This window comes from Nocardia sp. GCM10030253, assembly GCF_042675075.1.
Classification (GTDB): Bacteria; Actinomycetota; Actinomycetes; order Mycobacteriales; family Mycobacteriaceae; genus Nocardia.
On sequence record NZ_JBHTDL010000017.1, the window covers coordinates 47,721 to 64,855 of the forward strand.

Sequence of the window (17,135 nt, forward strand, 5' to 3'; positions counted from 1 at the left end):
GAGGGAGCTTCGGCGAGTGAACCATCGGTGCAGTGCGTTCTCGCGCACGGCGGAGCTGAGCGTCAGCGAGGCGGAGTCGTGAGCGAGATCGTCTTCGACTCGGTGAGCCACAGTTTCGGTGATCGAAAAGTGCTGCGTGACATCGACTTGCGCCTTCATGAGCGCCGCGTCGGCATCATCGGTGCCAACGGTTCCGGCAAGTCGACATTGGCGCGCATGATCAACGGCTTGCTGAAGCCGATGTCCGGCACCGTCACGGTCGATGGAGTCGACGCGGCCAGGAAGGGCGCGCAGGTGCGTCGCAAGGTCGGGTTCGTGTTCACCGACCCCGACACCCAGATCGTCATGCCGACGGTTTCGGAGGATCTCGCCTTCTCGCTGCGACGGAGCGGTCTGAGCAAGCAGGAGATCGCGGCGCGCGTCGAGGAAATGCTGGTCCGGTTCGGGCTGGAGCAGCACGGCGAGCATCCTGCGCACCTATTGTCCGGCGGTCAGAAGCAGTTGCTCGCCATCGGCGCGGTCCTCATTCGCGGACCTGAGGTGATCGTCGCCGATGAGCCGACCACCCTGCTGGATCTGCGCAATGCCCGTGTGGTCGCCGACGCACTCGATTCCGTGGACCAGCAGGTGATCGTCGTGACGCATCAACTGGCACTGTTGGAGGGCTTCGACCGCGTCATCGTCATCGACGACGGTGCCGTGACGTTCGACGGAACCCCCGCCGAAGCAGTCCCCGCATATCGGGCATCGGTCGGATGATCGGGGTCTACCGGCCCGGCGACTCCTTGCTGCACCGGATGCCCGCCGGGCTGAAACTGGCGCTGTTGATCGTGTCGATCGTGACGGCCACGGTGTTGGTGCGCAGCCCGCTCGTCGTCGTGATTGTCGGTGTGGCGGTGGCGGGATTGTTCGCGGTGGCGGGTATTCCGTGGAAAGTCGTTGTGGCCCAAGTACGTCCGATGGTGTGGATGCTCCTGATCATCGGCGCGTTCCAGGTGTTGCTCACCTCGCCCGCACGGGCTGTCGTCGTGTGCGGTGTGCTGTTGATCTCGGTGGCGCTCGCGGCACTGGTCACGCTCACCACCCGCGTCACCGACATGCTCGACGCCGTGACGCGTGCGCTCGGACCGCTGCGCAAGATCGGGGTGGATCCCGAGCGGGTCGGGCTGCTGCTCGCACTGGCCATCCGGTGTGTTCCGCTGCTGACCGAGATCGTGCGCGATGTCGCCGAGGCGCGGCGGGCCCGCGGGTTGCAGTGGTCGATGACGGCGCTGGTCACCCCCGTGCTGGTGCGGGCGTTGCGCACCGCGGATGCGATGGGCGACGCCCTCGCCGCGAGGGGAGTGGACGATGACTGAGCTGCTGGCCGAGCGTATCGCCCGACGGGCCGGCGAGCACCCGGAGTCGACGGCCGTCGTCGCCGGTCGCGAACGCGTCGACTATCGCGAGTTCTGGTCGAGGGTCACCCGCACTGCTGCGGGGCTCGACGGCATGAACCGGGTTGCCGTGCTGCCCACCTCGGATGTCGGATCGCTGGTCGTCGTCGCGGCAGCCGCGCACGTCGGTGTCAGCGTCGTGTTGTTGCACCGGCACCTGCTACCTGCTCAGCTGACCAGGGTGCTCGAGCTCGCGAAGCCAGGTGCCGTCGTGGCGGCGCCGCACCAGCATCCGCGGTTGCGGAGACTGGGATTCGACGGACCCGTGCTGACCGCTGCCACGCTGGAATCCGACGGTCCGGTCGGCCGCGCACACCCCGACACCGAACTGCTGGTCGGCGTCACCTCCGGGACCACCGGTGAGCCGAAGCTGTTCGTGCGCGACCAACGTTCGTGGGCTACCACGCTCGACCGCTCCGACCGCACATTCGACATCGGCAGCGGTGATCGCGTCTCGGTGCCCGGCGTGCTCGATCACACGCATTTCCTCTACGGCGCGCTGCATGCCCTCACCCGAGGCGCGTCGGTGGATCTGCGACCGGTGGCGCAGACACTCTCTGAAGGGGCAACACACCTGTATTCGGTGCCGACGATTGCCTGGGACGTGGTGCGGTCGGAGATCGGTCCGATCGAGGGTGTCCGTGAGGTGCTGTCTTCGGCGGCCCGGTGGCCGCGCACCGGACGTCGAGCGTTGCAGGAGATCTTGCCGAACGCGTCGCTCGTGCACTTCTACGGTGCGTCCGAATTGAGCTTCGTGTCCTTCGACCGGGGGCTCGGCGCCGTGGATGAAACCTCGGCGGGCGAACTGTTCGACGGCGTCGAGGTGCAGATCCGAGAAGACCTGGTGTTCGTCCGCAGCGACATGCTGTTCGACGGCTACCTCACCGAGAACGGGGTGGTAGACGGTCCCGTCGATGGCTGGATGTCGGTGGGTGACCGAGGCCAGGTGGTCGGCAACCGCCTACGGCTGTTCGGCCGAAACAGCGACATGCTGATCCGAGCCGGACTCAACGTAGAACCCGCCGCCGTCGAAGCAGCGCTGACTGCGATACCCGGTATCACGGAGGCCGCGTGCATCGCAGTGCCCGACGCCCGAATGGGTGAGGCGCCCGCGGCCGCGATCGTGGTGAACGGCGACGCCCCGAGCACCGACGAAATCTGGCGGCACCTGCGCGCGACACTCCCTAGTCCGAGCATGCCGATTCAGCTCCTGACCCTCGACAGCCTGCCGCGCACGCCGCGCGGAAAGCTCGACCGTCAAGCCCTCTCGGCCACCTTCGCCTCCCATCGCAGCGGCGAGAACTGAACTTTTCGTAGCGGCGTCTAGCGGCCGTCACCGGCAGCGATGGACGTGGCCTGCGCATCCACCATCGGTGCGTGCGTGCGAACGGTCCATGCGGCGGCATTACCCGCATGGACCGGCACACGGCTTGCTATGTCGTGGTCATGCCTTTGCCTGAGCCGAGGAGCGGGCCGGGTTGCCTTGCTTCGCGGCCTTCGGGTCGAGCTCGTCCTTTTTGGCCCGCACGCCCGTTTCGACGCGATCGCCGAGTTCCTTGTCGACGTTGCGCCAGTACTCGAATGCCCTGGACAGCACGGGCGCGCTGACTCCGTTGAGCAGGTGCCCGACAATGTTGTCCACCAACCGCCCGCGCGCGGCGTCGTCGAGGACGTCGCGGACCATGGTGCCCGCCTGGCCCCAATCATCGTCGTCGCGGCGCAAGGTGTAAGCGCTGCGGACCATTTCGCCGTCGCTGTGCCAGCCGATGGTTGGGCCGGTGACCGCGGGGTCGGCGTGCGGGCCGCCCTTGGAGTTGGGCACGTAGACGGGATCGCTCACGTTCGTATAGCGCATCGCCCCGTCCTTCGAATACGACCGTGCTGTGGTCGCGTGCGGCGAATTGACCGGCAGCAGTTTGTAGTTGGCGCCGATGCGGTGTCGATGCGCGTCGGGGTAGGAGAACCATCGGCCCAGCAGCATCTTGTCCGGGCTCGGTCCGGTGCCCGGCACCGCACTGCTCGGCTCGAATGCGGCCTGCTCGATCTCGGTGTGATAGTCGGCAGGGTTGCGATTCAAGGTCATCTTGCCGACCTCGATCAGCGGATAGTCGCCGTGCGGCCAGACCTTGGTGAGATCGAAGGGGTTGAACCGGTAGGTCTTCGCCTCGTCGAACGGCATGATCTGCATCTTCAGCGTCCAGCTCGGGTAGTTGCCGCCGTCGATCGCCTCCCACAGATCACGGGTGTGGTAATCGGTGTCCATCGCGGCCATCTGGTCACCCTCGTCCTGGGTGAAGAACTCGATGCGCTGATCGGTCTTGAAGTGGTATTTGACCCAGAATCGTTCACCCGCGGCGTTGGCCCACAGGTAGGTGTGGCTGGAGTAGCCGTTCATGTGTCGCCAGGTGCGCGGGATGCCGCGGTCGCCCATCAGCCAGGTCACCTGGTGCGCGGATTCCGGCGACAGCGTCCAGAAGTCCCACTGCATGTCGTGATCGCGCAGGTTGTTGTCGGCGCGGCGCTTCTGCGAGCGGATGAAGTCCTGGAACTTCATCGGATCTCGCATGAAGAAGACCGGCGTGTTGTTGCCGACCATGTCGAAATTGCCCTGCTCGGTATAGAACTTGAGCGCGAATCCGCGCGGGTCACGCCAGGTATCGGGGCTGCCACGCTCACCGGCGACGCTGGAGAACCTGGCCAGCATCTCCGTCTTCTTGCCGGGCTGGAACACATCCGCCTTGGTGTAGGCACTGACATCGTGGGTGACTTCTAATGTGCCGAAAGCTCCACCGCCCTTGGCGTGCGGTTGGCGCTCGGGCACCCGTTCGCGGTTGAAGGCGGCCATCTTCTCGATCAGATAGGCGTCGTTCAACAGGATCGGACCGTCCGCGCCGACGGTCAAGGAATGTTCGTCGCTCGGTTGCGGGATACCGGCGTCGTCGGTGGTGTAGTTCTGCTCAGACATCTCGCTCCTCTTCTACGTGGCAATCAGGTCGTTGCCCGACATTGCGGGCAGAGTCCCACGATTTCGGCGGTGTCGATCAGGTACGCCGCCTCATTGTTCGGCGTGCGGTATCGCCGGGCATCGACAAGGTGGTCGACATCGACCACGCGCTCGCATCGGCGGCAGATCAGGTGGCGATGGTTGTCCCTTGACAATCAATATGGGCGAAACCCTTCCGTAGGTTCTACCGACCGGCTTCCCAGGTGTCGCACCATCAAACGTATCGCGAAGTGGTGCCGTTGTCGGCCGAAAACCTCAGGTCGGTGTCGGTGCGGCCCCAGCAGGGCAGAACCATGAGATGCTCGGGCCTGTCGCTGGAGCGGCCGAGCGCGGCCCTGGTAGTCGGGCGCGGACCATCCGGCGTTGCTCATGCGGGCCGCCAGCGATATCGACCAGGCGTATGTCGACGAACAACGCACCAGCCCCCACCCGCGTACGAGGCAGCTCGGCAATGTCTTCGCGAAGTTCAGCCAGTCGGTGCGCATGTGGTGGGTGCGGCGATTGTCGCCGAGATCGCGGCGGCGAGTTTTGTGGAGAAGTAGGTGCCCGGGACGCTCTGGGCTATCGCACGACGAAACAGCCCAGCGGCCAACGGCATAGTAAGCAGCGCCGCTATGCAACCCGCGCCGGCGGACTGGCCGAACACGGTGACCTTGCCCGGATCGCCGCCGAACGCGGCGACGTTGTCCTGTACCCACTGCAACGCGGCGGCTTGGTCGAGAATGCCGCGGTTGTTCGGGGCCCCGGCGATGTGGGCGAAGCCTTCCGCACCGGTGCGATAGTTCATGCTGACCGTCACCACACCGGCCCCGGCGAGAGTCGCACCGTCGTGGTGCGGGTTACTGGAGGTGCCCTCCAGGTACTTGCCCCCATGGATCCACACCATCACCGGCAGCCCGGCGGGACCGAGGTCAGGTGACCAGACATTCGCCGAGCCAGCCTTCGCGTTTCGCCTGGATGTATCCAGGGCCGCACCGCAGATGAGTCTTGAACTGGTTCCGGTGATTTCAACAGTCGCAGGCCCGGTCGCCGCGATCGCCGGCGTCTGGATCGGCGGTTTCGTCGCCAACCCGCAATCAGATCGCCGCATGCCAGCGAAGCCGGTGAGGATTCCAGCCGCGATGACCGGGAGCGTATGTCATCTCACCGATTCGGCGTCAACAGCACAAGCGGGATCTCACGGGTGGTCTTGCGCTGATAACCGGCGTAGCCCTCGTACGCCGCGACGACCTGGGGCCACAACGCCGCGCGTTCTTCCGCGGTGGCCACGCGAGCCGCCATCGGTCGCCGGGGACCACTCTGCAGCGACACCTCGACATCAGGATTGTCACGCAGATTCAGAAACCACGCGGGGTGGGTGGGGTCGCCGCCGCGCGAGGCCACGATCACGATCGTTTCGCCGTCGATGACCGGCGCGGTCAGCATGACCTTTCGCGGCTCACCGGTTTTGCGACCGATCGTGGTGAGCTCGAGGGTCGGCATCCCCACGATGGTTTTGCCCAGCTTCCCGCCGCTTACTTTCAGCAGGGCACGGTGGATGGCGTTCTGGATCTTCAGCTGGGCATCACTGGGCATGCTGCGGAATCTACACCGGAACGCGACTGCGTGAAGGGCTCGGTATCGCAGGGCGTTTCGAACACCAAAACCTCCCGTCGGCGGGATCCGGGCTCGGTCCGCTTTCGTATATCAGTCAGTGAGGCAGGTGCTGTAGTGCGGCGAACGCGACCGCCTGGGCCACGGCGACACTGTTGTGGCCGGTGCCGGACGGGATGAGTGAGCTTGCCGCCCATCCCCGTATCGCCACCGAGGCAGCTCGAACGGATTCACGCAGTCACCGAGCGCGCTGCCCCGGCGCCGGTCTCAGCCGAGAGCGAGCGTCACACGGCCCGCGATGTGCTCCATCTCCCGATGGTCCTCGTAGGTCGTGTCGATCCAAGCCTCTACATTGCCGGTTCCCGGCGCCATACCCATGCCGGTGATCACGCCGTCCGGTGCGTTGATGACGCCATTCCGTCGACGCGGTGCGACTTGTCCGTCGCTGTACCCGGAATCGAGGTTCCGCCAGCGCACCGCGACACGGTAGGGCCAGCAGAGCTGCCCGGTCTGGGTGATCTTCACCCAGACGCCGAACTGACCGGACTGTGCCTGTGGCACGGTCTCGGCGTTGATGATCGCAGCGCAGTTATCACCCGGAATCCGTGTAGGGGTCGGGGTGAACTGGACGGCTGGGTCGGTGCGGGTGGAGTTGGCGGGGCCGGTGAACCCGACCAATGTATCGGCGGTGGCCATGGCGACGGCACCGGCTCGGATCGAGAACTGTTGAACAGGGCCGCTTTTCAGACTCATGTCCGTCTTGTCGGGACTGTAACCACAATCTGTCAGGTTGATACACCACAGCGACGCCGGGTCGCAATCTACTGCAATAGCCTTCGCGGAAACACTTGTCACCGAAGGCATCTCGGCCTCGATCGGCAGCGTCGGCGATGCATACGACAACGCACTGGCCGAGTCCACAATAGGGCTGTTCAAGACCGAAGCCATTGTCCGTGACAGCCCGTTTCTCACCGGCCGTTACGGGCGCTCGATGACGTCGAGTACGCGACGATGGAATGGGTCGACTGGTACAACAATCGGCGGCTGCACGGCCTGCTCGGGCACATCCCACCCGCCGAATACGAAGTCGCCTACGCTCGACAACAGCCATCCCAGCCGGTGATGACTCAACCATGAAAGCTGGGCGGAAAGTCGGGACGGTTCACCCCCATAGTTGAACGATCTTGATACACGCCGCCCATCACGGGCGGTACGGGAGGACAACCACATATGAGCATCACGCGGGTACTGGCTGTTCTCGGGGCACTCACTGCCGCAGCACTTCTCACCGCGTGCGACCCCGCAGAGGGCAGTCAGGGCGGGAACCCGCCTGTCGACATCCCCATCTACGTATGCGACACGGCCGTAGTGGTGCGGCCCCTGGGCTACTCCGACGGTGACACCGTCTACGTGGTGGGCCGAGGCAACTGCACCGCCTCCGATAGTGCCGCCGCGCAAGGTATCACGATGAAAGGCTATTGGCGGATCGCCGAACGTAACGGGGCGATCGCCGTATACGACTGCGGCAAAAACCTGATGGCGCTCGAAGGGCCCGACGGTAAGCGTATCGAGTTCATTACGACCACCGGTGACGTATCGAACGCCCCGGCGTATGTGAACGGGTACTACTGCAACTAACCCCTCAATCAAACCGACTTGGGGTTGCGTGTATTCACGACCAGCCGATCGAATCGGCTGCGGTTGGGGCGAGATCCTCTGCGGCGGTGATGGCCAAATCCTCCCCAACACCCTCTGGCTCGGCTCCGCCCCCTGACATCGGAAACGACGAAGGCCCGGTCCTGAGGACCGGTCCTTCGTGTCAGTGGAGCTGCCGGGAACCGAACCCGTTCCGCACGGGTGGTCGGAGACTGAAACCCCGCTCTACCAGCGGAAGTACGTCACGCCGAATCACGCTCGATCACGCCGATTCGTGGGCAATTGTGGGCAGAATGTGGGCACGGTGGGCAGGCTTCCGGGCCGCTCACCGTGCTCGGTCTCTCGGCGGGCGAACTGTGCGAGTCGGGTGAAGACCACCTTGATCTCCCTCGACAGCTGGGCAATAAGTGTCCGCGCGCACAGCGGCATAGGACGTTCTGAGCCACAGCGGTCTCGGGTTGTGTGATCGTCAGCGGGTTGGCTGGCGTGTTGATGGCTGATCGTGGTGTCAGTGGGGGTGTCAGGTGTGTGTCAGGTCGGTGTCAGTCGGCTCGGTGACTGTGTGTACATCGAGCACAGCGACCGGTACCGACACGGTTCGGGTCGATGCCCTTAACCGATTTCGAGGAGTACACGACATGTCCATCACCATCGCTTTGACCGACCAGGACAAGAGCATCCTGCGTACCGCTGCCTATGGTGCGGTGTCGTTGTTGGCTGCCGCTGGTGCGCCACACAAGGCCGTCACGCACGCCTCGATCGTGCTGACTTCGGCGACGGGGCTGGTCGGGCATGTGCTCGCGGCGAAGTCCAGAGACATCCATCTGCAAGGCAAGTCCGTCGCTGAGCTCGCCGACCGGGTGTTGCCGAGCTTGACCGCGGCGATGGGTGTGCTCGGTGAGCGGTGTCCGGGCGAGGTCGACAACTTCCGTGACACGGTCCTGGTCGCTGTCGAAGCCGCCACCGGGCCCGGCAAGGGTGAGCCCAGTCCTGCGGTGGCTGTGATGGCGCGCAAGATCGCTGCGGCTCTGGACGCCGCCTGACGGGTGCGGGGTCGAGGCAGCGAAGTTGGTGGCTGGTCGCGGGGTCCTGTCCGGGCCCCGCGATAGGGCCACCGACCGTCGAACCCCGGGTGCGGCCGCGTGGCCGTCCTACGGCGTAAGCCGTGGGCTTCTTGGTTTCAGAGGCGCTGTCCTGGGCATCTGTTCCCGCAGTAGATTTCATTTCGCAGCCTGCGCTAGTTAGCAGCACCGCAGCTTCGAGTGGCATCTGCACCCATCATCTTGACCTCGACGATGACATCGAGCCTGTCGATGTTGTAGTCCGGCGTAGACACCAGGACACCGTCGCCACTGGGCGACACGGTCCGATCTCGCTGTACGCGGAGCGCTATTCAAAGTTCGAGCAGCTTCATCGCCGCTTGAAGATATACGAAGCAGTCATCAGGACGGTGGTTTCGGTGACTATCGCGGAGCTGTCTCGCCCTCGTGATCGTCAGTTCCAACAAGTGCGCATCACACAACGCTTCAGCCAGCGGCCCATCCGCGTACACGAAGGTGCGGTCGGCTACGTCGCGATGCCGCTTTGACATCGGTCTGCTCGGATCCGTTCGCTTCTCATTTGGCTCGGGACTGATTGGATCGGTATCGCTCATCGAGAGTTCGGCCCCTTCGTGTGTGGCAGAAGCTGGCTAGTTGGATGGGCACGCAGCGATACGGGGATCAGTACTGCTGCCGCGACGAATCTGGCGTCACCCGTCCGGCCTCGACCAGCACGCTGAACGCCGCAGCTTTGCGGGCGCAGCCATCGAGTCGGCAATTGCGGTGCACCTGCATTTCGCGGTGTGCGTCAGCTACCGTGAACGGCTGTCCCGGAGCATTGTGGGTCCATGACGTGGGCCAGATGCTTTGCGAGACTTCCCCATTGGGCGCTGCCGACTGCGCCAGCGACGATGCAGCCGGGAATGTGGGATGGTTGCCCGGCGCCGGCGTGGCAACGCTCGATCTGCCCTGATCGTCGGGGGAACGGGCGGCCAGCAGCATCACCGCAGCCAGTAGCCCGATCACCCCCATCCCAGCCAGGCCCGCCAGGAGTAGTGACAGCCATGTGGGCACGGCGATCCACCATTCACCGCGGCTTCGTGGCACTGAGAACCATGCATCCGGCCTCGATCAGTGCGTTCTGGGCTGCGGCTTTCCGGGGGCAGCAAGTGGCCCGGCAGGCAACATGGAACTGCATCACCAAGTGTGCCTGTTCGACGGTGAACGGCACCGATGGCGGCTGGTGTGCTTCTTGCTGCGTCATGGCGATGAGCTGGTACATGGCAAGCGAACGCGTGGTAGCCATTGGATGGAAACCTCCGGATAGATCAGGGCAAAAGGGGCGGAGGTACCCGGTACCGGGGGCTTTCGCCACCGGCCAGCCACTCTGGCGGCTGGTGCGCCGGACGGGGGGCCAGGCGTCGGCCCGGTACCGGGTGCCGCTTTTGACCTTGGCCCACAAGCGGTTTCGGGCGGACCCGCGCAGTGGTGGGGTACGGTAGGCGTACCGTAGGTGTTTGCCCAGATCAGGCGTTCAAAACGTAGGTAGAGGCGATGGTACGAGGGCGGGAATGGACTGGCTTTGAAGCGGCCGCATTGCAGGAAGCAATGCGCAAGTCGATCCGTGAGTTCGCCGCCTTACTGGGTGTCGAGACCACCACGATCACGAACTGGCGCAATGGACTAAGCACTGTCACCCCGCGCTCGAGCACTCAGGCCATCCTGGATACGACCTATCAGTTGCACGCATCGTCGGATGATCGGGCCAGGTTCGAGCAAATCGTGGCGGAAGGCGAAGGGGCGTGGCGAGATCGGCACCGCGCGCCGGGCAGCGGTCGGTCGGTCCAGATAGAAACTGTCGCAGCAACTCCCGCGAACTTCGCGAGCGACGAAGCTGAAGCAACGGCACCTCCCGATCAAGGAGTCACCGACGAGTTGATCACTGTGCTCAGCCGTGTCCAAAGGCTGAGCAGGTCAGTCGATCCCGATGTGATTGAACAGTTGCAAAGCAGCACGAATCTGAGCATCGCCCAGTACGAAAAGCTCGATCCGTCCGAACTGATTCCAACCCTCAAGAAACAACGCGGGTGGCTCGACGAACTCATTGACGAATGCGGTCACCCGGCGCAGCGCAGCCCCCTGTTCGAGATCGCCAGTAAGACATCGGGACTGCTGGGTTACATCGCCGTTGGCTGCGGCAACTTTCCACTTGCTCGGGCCTATTGCCGGGAATCCTTCCAACTCGGTGACTATGCCCAGAACAACAATCTCATCGCGTGGGCTCGCGGCATGCAGAGCTTCTGTGAATACTATGCGGGACAGTATGACAAGGCACTGATTTACGCAGAGGACGGTCTCGCTCGTGCAGTAGCAGGACCGCAGAACGTTCGTCTGGCGATCAACGGCGTTGCGCGAGCCAGGGGCACGCTCGGCGATGTCCAGGGTGTGCATCGTGCCGTTGATGAGACGTACGAGATGCTGTCGCGTAACGGCACGCCAGCCGGGGTTCCTTCCAGCATCTCCCTCGATAGCTACAGTTCGGCGCAGGTGGCTGGTAATGCCGCCACCGCATATCTCTCGTTGGCGATGCCGGACAGCGTCGAGCGGTACGCAAACCTTGCCTTGTGCGAAATGAGTGACGCGAATTCTCCGTGGGGTCGTTCGCTGGTGATGATCGATGTGGCACGTTCACACGTCCTGAGCGACGACGCGGACCCCGACGCTGCGGTGGCTATCATGCTCGAAGCGCTCAACCCGTCACGAGGAAGGCTCATGCTGCAAGTCCAACGCCGGGGTTCGGAGTTTCTGCGGGATGCGACTGCCAGGTGGGGCACCACGTCGCAACTGCGGACAGTGCAGGAAGTACTGGCGAGCAGCCGTGAAGTGCGATGACGCGCAACACGACTCGTCCGCGCCTGCAACCGCGTAGAGGTCAGGTCGGCCCGCTTGGTCACTACTGGTTCCTGATCTTCGAGCACGCGCCTGATCTCCACGCACTCACCAAATCCTGCCAACAGACGATAGACACGGCGTACTTCGATCTGACTCCCATGGATGGCCTCCATCTCACGCTGGATCGGATCGCTCACGACGGCGCAAGTACGCCGGAGCAACTGAAGTTGATTGCCACAGCCGCGCGGCGTACCTGCCAGGATCTGGCTACCTTCACTATGACCATGGAGCGAATCACCAACTTACGTGGCGCAATTGGGTTCATCGCCTCGCCCGAAAAGCATGTGCATACCTTGCGCGATGCTCTGCGCGCGGCGACGCTGTCTGTCCTCCCTGACGCACCCGTGAAGGACTCGTCGTCTTTGCCCCACGTGACCATCGCCTACCCGATGTACGAGGGACTTGCGGCGAAAGCCGCTGCAACGGTCGAGCGAATAGATCCGACGAGCGGCGGCGTCGAGGTCACAGTGGTGGAGGCGGTCATGGTTGCGCTCGAACGCCGAGAATTTTCGTATTCGTGGGATGTTGCTGTGCGGATTCCGTTGGCGCGCTGAAAAGTGTGGTAGAGCGCTCTACTGCCGCAGAGCATTCCGTGCCATTCTGATGACATGAGGGTGTCAGATGCGGCGCGGCAATCGGCCAGGAAACCTGCTTTAGTCGTCCGTATGCGGGAGATGCTGCTGCCCCGGTTGAGCATGAATCCGCTAGCGCGCAGTACGTGCTGGCCCGACACCTCAGCGAGGGAGCGCCGCATACTCACGGCAACGCCACGGCATACTGCTGTATGTAGCAGGCAAGGGGAGCCATTTGTGTCTTAAATCACAAAATTAGACCTATGCACAGAGGTTTAGGACTACTCCACAGGCTGCGGACGAACAAGCATGCGATAACACCGAAGTTTGCGGGGTTCATCCCCAGCTGGGGATGAACCCCGCAAACTTCGGTGTGGCTGTGGGCGAGACATCGGGATAGGCGGAATCCCATCGGTGTCATTCCGTGGGCGTAGTCTTGGGCTTAGGGGAGGCCATTGAGTCTTGCCGGTGGGAGTCGCCTACGGGCATAGATTAGCTTGACCGTGGGAGAGCTCAACCTTATTGACCGCTGATTCTGTGTTTCAAATACGGTGAAAGGTGTACTGGACGTGGCGGAGTACTACACGGCAGTGATTTGCGCCGGGAAGCTGGGGGACTTACGGCGAGTGCTGCCGGGGTGGAATTATCGCGTGAATCTAAAGCTGATCGGTTTAGAGATTTTGATATATTCCTGAGTCACAGCTTTCGTGATGCTGTTTTGATCATTGGACTGCGAAATATGCTGCACAAACTGGGCTTGACGGTATACGTGGATTGGATCGATGACCCAGAGCTGGATCGCTCGAAAGTATCGGAGGCGACGGCTGGTCGACTGCGGCATCGAATGAACCACTCCAAATCGCTGATGTTCGCGACATCCCGCGCATCCTCCGCATCTAAATGGATGCCATGGGAGCTGGGCTATTTTGATGGAAAGAAAGGTTCAGAGCGAGTTTCAATCTGTCCGATTGAGACTGGTGATACGGGCAACTTTGCGGGACAGGAATACCTAGGTCTCTACAAAGTCATCGAAAAAGTAGCGGACCAAAATAGGTTGATCGGTGCCGCTATTCATCCGACGCGAACCAAAGCTGAGCGGATATATTCATTCGGCAAAGGTTCCTCGTCCTACCGTTCAGTTCGGGACGAGTATAACTTTGGCCAGGGTCGCAAGCGCTTCGCGGATGTCTGATTCGGATTAAAGAACTGCCGCACTGGTTGGTTAGCTTCGGAGACTGCTCACTATCTATTAGAACTATGATCTGAAAGTCGGCGCGATAGAATTGGTAGAATCCTGATGAGCTCCGCATGTTCATTCTGTGCGATTGTCGGCGGGGAAGACCCCAACGTTCGCGAAATATACCGCGACGCGAACGTCGTAGCATTCTTCCCGCTTGAGCCCGCAACCCATGGCCATACTTTGGTGGTGCCAGTTCGGCACGTGCCGGAGGCGTGGGGGCTGAGAGATGACGAACTTCTTCCGCTCTCCATCGCCACGATGAAGGTAGCAAGGGCGATTCGTGATGGATTGTCGCCCGATGGGCTCAACATCATTCAGTCAAATGGCCATGCCGCTACGCAGACGATTGGCCACGTTCATGTACATCTCGTCCCGCGGTGGTACAACGATCGAATGCCGGCGATCTGGCCTCCGGGTACGGAAGAGACTGATGTCACGTTGAGTGAGGCTGCGCGGCAGATTCGGTCTGCTGTGGGAGAGGGCAACTCAACACCGTCCCCAGAAGATCGTCGGCAGCACCTAGGTTTCATTCAGGCAGTCGTGACACGCATGGCACAGGCTTCATCTTCGGCTAAGGCTTGGTTGTTGCCAATTGTAACGGCAACCTATGGTTACGCGATCACTAAGAATGCTCCTCTTATAGCCATAATCGGTGTAGTCGCCGTCGCAGTATTTGCGCTTTTGGACGCGAACTACCTAAAACAGGAGCGCGCGTTCCGAAAGCTGTATGACAAAGTAGCCGGGGGAGGTCCTATTCCGGCCTTTTCGATGAATCCGACGCTTGTGGGAACAGCCAGCAACCGAAGCAACTATTGGCCCGATATTCAGGACTGGAAGTCCTGGTCGGTCGCTCCGGTTTATTTGCCCTTGTGATTGCGGGATTGGCGATCGCAGGCCTGTACACCTGGCTGTGGTGACATGGTCTCTCTGTGAGCGTGCGCACGATTGCAGATGACTGTTGGTCAAAGCAACACAACCAAGGAGATGGAGTGGCTCGGAAAGTCTTCTTCAGTTTTCACTTCCAGCGCGACTCGTGGAGAGTGGGGCCAGTTCGCAACTCGAATGTTGTGCGTGGATACGATAAGAATCCATTCTTCAGCGACAAGGCGGAGTGGGAAAGCATAAAACGTACGACGCCGGGCGGAATACAGGCGTGGATCGATAAGCAGCTTTTCGGCACCTCTGTGACGGTTGTGTTGATCGGGGCTGAGACCGCCAATCGGCCATGGGTCAAATACGAGATTGAGCAGAGTATCGCTCTGGGGAAGGCTCTCGTCGGAGTCCATATATCAGGTATTCAGAATCAACGAAAAGAAACGGATAGTTTGGGGATGAATCCACTGCCCTCAGAATATCCGGTCTACAAATGGAACCACGATGGTGGGGCAGAAAGGCTCGGCAAGTGGATCGAAGCCGCAGCGCTAAGTCAGGGGCGCCCCTAGAAGACCGCGGGCGCCGCTTGCTGCTGAGCGTCGGAGTCCTCGATGCTTACACGTGAACGCTACCTGGCAATGGGTTTTCTTAAGCGCAGTCAGGTAGCGTCCCCACGCTTTGCCACAGCTGGTCGCATCCTCACTCCACGACGCTTCAACGCCTTCGCAACCGTGCTCGCATCCACACTGAGCTTCTTGCCGATCTGCGCTGTCGTCCATAGCTCCTCCACATACAGCTTCGTCGCCCGCTCCACTAATTGCGGCGTCATCTTCACCATCGGCCGCTTCACCACACCAGCTCGTCGTAGGTGAGCCTCCACCGTGTTCCGATGCAGTCCATACTGTTTGCCCAGCTTCAGCATTGGCGCCCCATGCCGGTACTGCTTCACCAGCTCGATCACCTCGTCTGGCTGAAGCTTTCGGTCCGGCCGGTGCAACATCCCGTCACTCGGATCCCTACAAACCTGCTGATCAGCACCAGATTCGCTACCTCCCAGATCTGGTCCTAGCTCACGAACCAGCCTCGACAAAGGGCGGAAAGTTACAGAGGGATTCGCGTAGGCGCATCCACCGCACGTCCCACTCCACCTCCGACCGGAGCGCCGCCATCGGCGCGAGCTGACGCTCGGCACACCACTGGAAGTGCAGGCGCAAATCCGAGGTGCAGTGGATGCGGGAGCTGCCGGTGTAGTGGGCGGGGTAGGCCGCGCAGGCTAGCCGCAGCACGAGATCGTCACCAGCGAAGGCGACATCGATATCGGTCGAGGTACCCATGCCACACGATGACCGCGATCGGCGAGCTATTCACCACCCCGATCGCGGCATGTGTGCCTACATGCGCTGGCTGTAGCCAGGTGGCGGGCGGTTGACGGGTGGCGGACACGGTCGTCTGGCGGCCACGGATCGTCCTGGTGCGCACCGGGATCCGCAGGCAGCCTGCCGCATTCGGCGCTAGCCGATCGGCAGCGCGCTCAGGATCGGGTCATAGGCCCAGTTCAACATGCGCTCGGCGTCCTCCTTTGCGGCGACGTCGCTGTCGGGTGAGCTGTGCAGGACCACACCGATCAGCGGTATTCCTGCTCTGACCGTCTCGAACAGCAGGCAGGTTCCCGCAGCGTCGGTGTATCCGGTTTTGATGCCGATAGTGCCGGGATAGTCGCGTAGCAGCAAGTTCGTGGTCTGCCAGAGGTGAGCGCGGTTGCCCGGGCCGGCGGGCAGGTGATAGCTCTGCGACCTGGCGATGTCGCGGAACACTGGCTGGCTCATCGCGCGCAGGCCGAGGGCCACCAGGTCCGTCGGTGTGGAGTAGGTGGAGTGGTCGGTGGGGGCGGGCAGCCCGCTGGGATCGGTGAAATGTGTTCCCGCCAGGCCCATTTGATGCGCGGTGTCGTTCATTTTGGCGATGAAGCCGTCTTGGCCGGGCCCGTAGGCCTCGGCAAGGGTATAGGCGGCGTCGCAGCCGGACGGCAGCATCAGCGCGTATAGGAGCTGTCGCGCGGTAAGCACCTCGCCGGGGACCAAGCCTGCGTTGCTTCCGTCGTACTTGGTGCCGTAGGCGATGACTTCTTGCGGCACGGTAATGGTCCGGTCGAGGTCGCCGACGTTGATCACGACCAGTGCCGTCATCACCTTCGCGATGCTGGCTATCGGGACCGGGGTGTTCGGCTGTCGCGACCACAGCACCGTGCCGGTGATTCCGTCTGCCAGCGCTGCTCCTGACGCCTGCACCGCGCCCGGCTCAGGAGTCAACCAGGGCAAATGAATATGGGCGTCGCTCGCGGCGGGGGCGGCCGCGACGCCATGACCGGCTACCACGACCAGCGCCCCGGCGAAGGCAGCCTGCAACAATCGGGCAAATGTCTGCATGGCCGCATTCTGCCGTGCAACCCCGTCAACCAGTGGGATTTCACCGGCCGAATTATTGCGCCGCTCCGGCGACAGCATGCAATCGGCTAATCCAGGATGCTCTGAGTCCGACGCTTCTCGCGTGCGACCGCTCGCTCAGCGGCATGGCTGTGCCGCTCCGCAGACAAGATCGGCGCTACCTCGCCATTGGCCGGCAACGAGGATTTCACCGGTCTCTTGCCGTCAGGTGCCTGCGACCGAGTTCGACAAGACCCACCATTCGTGGGTTGCGATGCCCCGTAGTCGGCTACTTAACACTGGTGCCAGGGCCCGATCCCGGCCAGGATCAGGTCCAGGTACCCGG

Annotated in this window: 20 protein-coding genes and 1 pseudogene; 12 read left to right on the top strand and 9 right to left on the bottom strand. The window is 62.5% G+C overall.

Annotated features, from left to right (window positions below):
- The first annotated feature begins 78 nt into the window (after window positions 1-78).
- The 3 genes from ACFQZZ_RS33050 to ACFQZZ_RS33060 are packed head-to-tail and all read left to right on the top strand — an operon-like array spanning window position 79 to window position 2,742.
- Window positions 79-759 (top strand): energy-coupling factor ABC transporter ATP-binding protein, encoded by a 681-nt coding sequence (locus ACFQZZ_RS33050; protein ID WP_378688749.1) that lies wholly within the window; start codon window positions 79-81, stop codon window positions 757-759.
- Window positions 756-1,358 (top strand): energy-coupling factor transporter transmembrane component T family protein, encoded by a 603-nt coding sequence (locus tag ACFQZZ_RS33055; RefSeq protein ID WP_378688752.1) that lies wholly within the window; start codon window positions 756-758, stop codon window positions 1,356-1,358. Before ACFQZZ_RS33050 ends, ACFQZZ_RS33055 begins: the two co-directional genes overlap by 4 nt.
- Window positions 1,351-2,742, top strand: coding sequence for an AMP-binding protein (locus ACFQZZ_RS33060; protein ID WP_378688755.1), 1,392 nt, complete (start codon window positions 1,351-1,353; stop codon window positions 2,740-2,742). The genes ACFQZZ_RS33055 and ACFQZZ_RS33060 overlap by 8 nt, the downstream gene beginning before the upstream one ends.
- Before the next feature lie 138 nt (window positions 2,743-2,880).
- Here ACFQZZ_RS33060 and ACFQZZ_RS33065 read toward each other — a convergent pair whose 3' ends face one another.
- The 4 genes from ACFQZZ_RS33065 to ACFQZZ_RS33080 form a co-directional block, all read right to left on the bottom strand.
- Window positions 2,881-4,401, bottom strand: coding sequence for a catalase (locus tag ACFQZZ_RS33065; protein ID WP_378688757.1), 1,521 nt, complete (start codon window positions 4,399-4,401; stop codon window positions 2,881-2,883).
- 505 nt (window positions 4,402-4,906) lie between these two features.
- The gene (locus tag ACFQZZ_RS33070; RefSeq protein ID WP_378688760.1) at window positions 4,907-5,509 is read right to left on the bottom strand and encodes a carboxylesterase family protein; all 603 of its coding nucleotides are present in this window, start codon (window positions 5,507-5,509) and stop codon (window positions 4,907-4,909) included.
- A 74-nt stretch (window positions 5,510-5,583) separates the two neighbouring features.
- The gene (locus ACFQZZ_RS33075; protein WP_378688763.1) at window positions 5,584-6,015 is read right to left on the bottom strand and encodes a nitroreductase family deazaflavin-dependent oxidoreductase; all 432 of its coding nucleotides are present in this window, start codon (window positions 6,013-6,015) and stop codon (window positions 5,584-5,586) included.
- Between the two features lie 285 nt (window positions 6,016-6,300).
- Entirely contained in the window at window positions 6,301-6,786 is a 486-nt protein-coding gene (locus tag ACFQZZ_RS33080) for a hypothetical protein (protein ID WP_378688766.1), read from the bottom strand.
- 237 nt (window positions 6,787-7,023) lie between these two features.
- On the opposite strand from ACFQZZ_RS33080, the pseudogene ACFQZZ_RS33085 reads away from it, so the two are divergent.
- The 4 genes and pseudogenes from ACFQZZ_RS33085 to ACFQZZ_RS33100 all read left to right on the top strand — a co-directional run.
- A pseudogene (locus ACFQZZ_RS33085) lies at window positions 7,024-7,170 on the top strand (integrase core domain-containing protein); the annotation flags it as partial.
- Between the two features lie 93 nt (window positions 7,171-7,263).
- Window positions 7,264-7,671, top strand: coding sequence for a hypothetical protein (locus ACFQZZ_RS33090; RefSeq protein ID WP_378688769.1), 408 nt, complete (start codon window positions 7,264-7,266; stop codon window positions 7,669-7,671).
- A 656-nt stretch (window positions 7,672-8,327) separates the two neighbouring features.
- Window positions 8,328-8,732, top strand: a complete 405-nt coding sequence (locus ACFQZZ_RS33095; protein WP_378688772.1) for a hypothetical protein — start codon at window positions 8,328-8,330, stop codon at window positions 8,730-8,732.
- A gap of 122 nt (window positions 8,733-8,854) precedes the next feature.
- The gene (locus ACFQZZ_RS33100) at window positions 8,855-9,277 is read left to right on the top strand and encodes a hypothetical protein (protein ID WP_378688775.1); all 423 of its coding nucleotides are present in this window, start codon (window positions 8,855-8,857) and stop codon (window positions 9,275-9,277) included.
- A 133-nt stretch (window positions 9,278-9,410) separates the two neighbouring features.
- Here the strand turns inward: ACFQZZ_RS33100 and ACFQZZ_RS33105 are convergent, their stop codons facing one another.
- Complete coding sequence (locus tag ACFQZZ_RS33105; RefSeq protein WP_378688777.1) at window positions 9,411-9,803, bottom strand: hypothetical protein; 393 nt, start codon at window positions 9,801-9,803, stop codon at window positions 9,411-9,413.
- A gap of 13 nt (window positions 9,804-9,816) precedes the next feature.
- Window positions 9,817-10,035: a hypothetical protein gene (locus ACFQZZ_RS33110; protein WP_378688780.1), complete on the bottom strand. Its 219-nt coding sequence runs from the start codon at window positions 10,033-10,035 to the stop codon at window positions 9,817-9,819.
- A gap of 302 nt (window positions 10,036-10,337) precedes the next feature.
- Here ACFQZZ_RS33110 and ACFQZZ_RS33115 point away from each other — a divergent pair, with 302 nt between their 5' ends.
- From ACFQZZ_RS33115 to ACFQZZ_RS33135, 5 genes are all read left to right on the top strand, one after another.
- Window positions 10,338-11,621, top strand: coding sequence for a hypothetical protein (locus tag ACFQZZ_RS33115; RefSeq protein ID WP_378688782.1), 1,284 nt, complete (start codon window positions 10,338-10,340; stop codon window positions 11,619-11,621).
- On the top strand, window positions 11,618-12,235 hold the full coding sequence (locus ACFQZZ_RS33120; protein ID WP_378688785.1) for a 2'-5' RNA ligase family protein: 618 nt from the start codon (window positions 11,618-11,620) through the stop codon (window positions 12,233-12,235). Before ACFQZZ_RS33115 ends, ACFQZZ_RS33120 begins: the two co-directional genes overlap by 4 nt.
- A gap of 757 nt (window positions 12,236-12,992) precedes the next feature.
- Complete coding sequence (locus ACFQZZ_RS33125; RefSeq protein WP_378688788.1) at window positions 12,993-13,445, top strand: hypothetical protein; 453 nt, start codon at window positions 12,993-12,995, stop codon at window positions 13,443-13,445.
- A 105-nt stretch (window positions 13,446-13,550) separates the two neighbouring features.
- Window positions 13,551-14,366, top strand: coding sequence for an HIT family protein (locus ACFQZZ_RS33130; RefSeq protein WP_378688791.1), 816 nt, complete (start codon window positions 13,551-13,553; stop codon window positions 14,364-14,366).
- Window positions 14,367-14,422: 56 nt separating this feature from the next.
- Window positions 14,423-14,935 carry a TIR domain-containing protein gene (locus tag ACFQZZ_RS33135; RefSeq protein WP_378688793.1) on the top strand — a complete coding sequence of 171 codons (513 nt, stop codon included), beginning with the start codon at window positions 14,423-14,425 and terminating at the stop codon, window positions 14,933-14,935.
- An 89-nt stretch (window positions 14,936-15,024) separates the two neighbouring features.
- On the opposite strand, the gene ACFQZZ_RS33140 is transcribed toward ACFQZZ_RS33135, so the two are convergent.
- The 3 genes from ACFQZZ_RS33140 to ACFQZZ_RS33150 all read right to left on the bottom strand — a co-directional run bounded on the left by ACFQZZ_RS33140 (window position 15,025) and on the right by ACFQZZ_RS33150 (window position 16,792).
- The gene (locus ACFQZZ_RS33140; protein ID WP_378688795.1) at window positions 15,025-15,327 is read right to left on the bottom strand and encodes a hypothetical protein; all 303 of its coding nucleotides are present in this window, start codon (window positions 15,325-15,327) and stop codon (window positions 15,025-15,027) included.
- Between the two features lie 109 nt (window positions 15,328-15,436).
- Window positions 15,437-15,700: a hypothetical protein gene (locus ACFQZZ_RS33145; protein WP_378688797.1), complete on the bottom strand. Its 264-nt coding sequence runs from the start codon at window positions 15,698-15,700 to the stop codon at window positions 15,437-15,439.
- Window positions 15,701-15,877: 177 nt separating this feature from the next.
- On the bottom strand, window positions 15,878-16,792 hold the full coding sequence (locus ACFQZZ_RS33150; protein WP_378688798.1) for a D-alanyl-D-alanine carboxypeptidase family protein: 915 nt from the start codon (window positions 16,790-16,792) through the stop codon (window positions 15,878-15,880).
- Window positions 16,793-17,135: the final 343 nt, after the last annotated feature.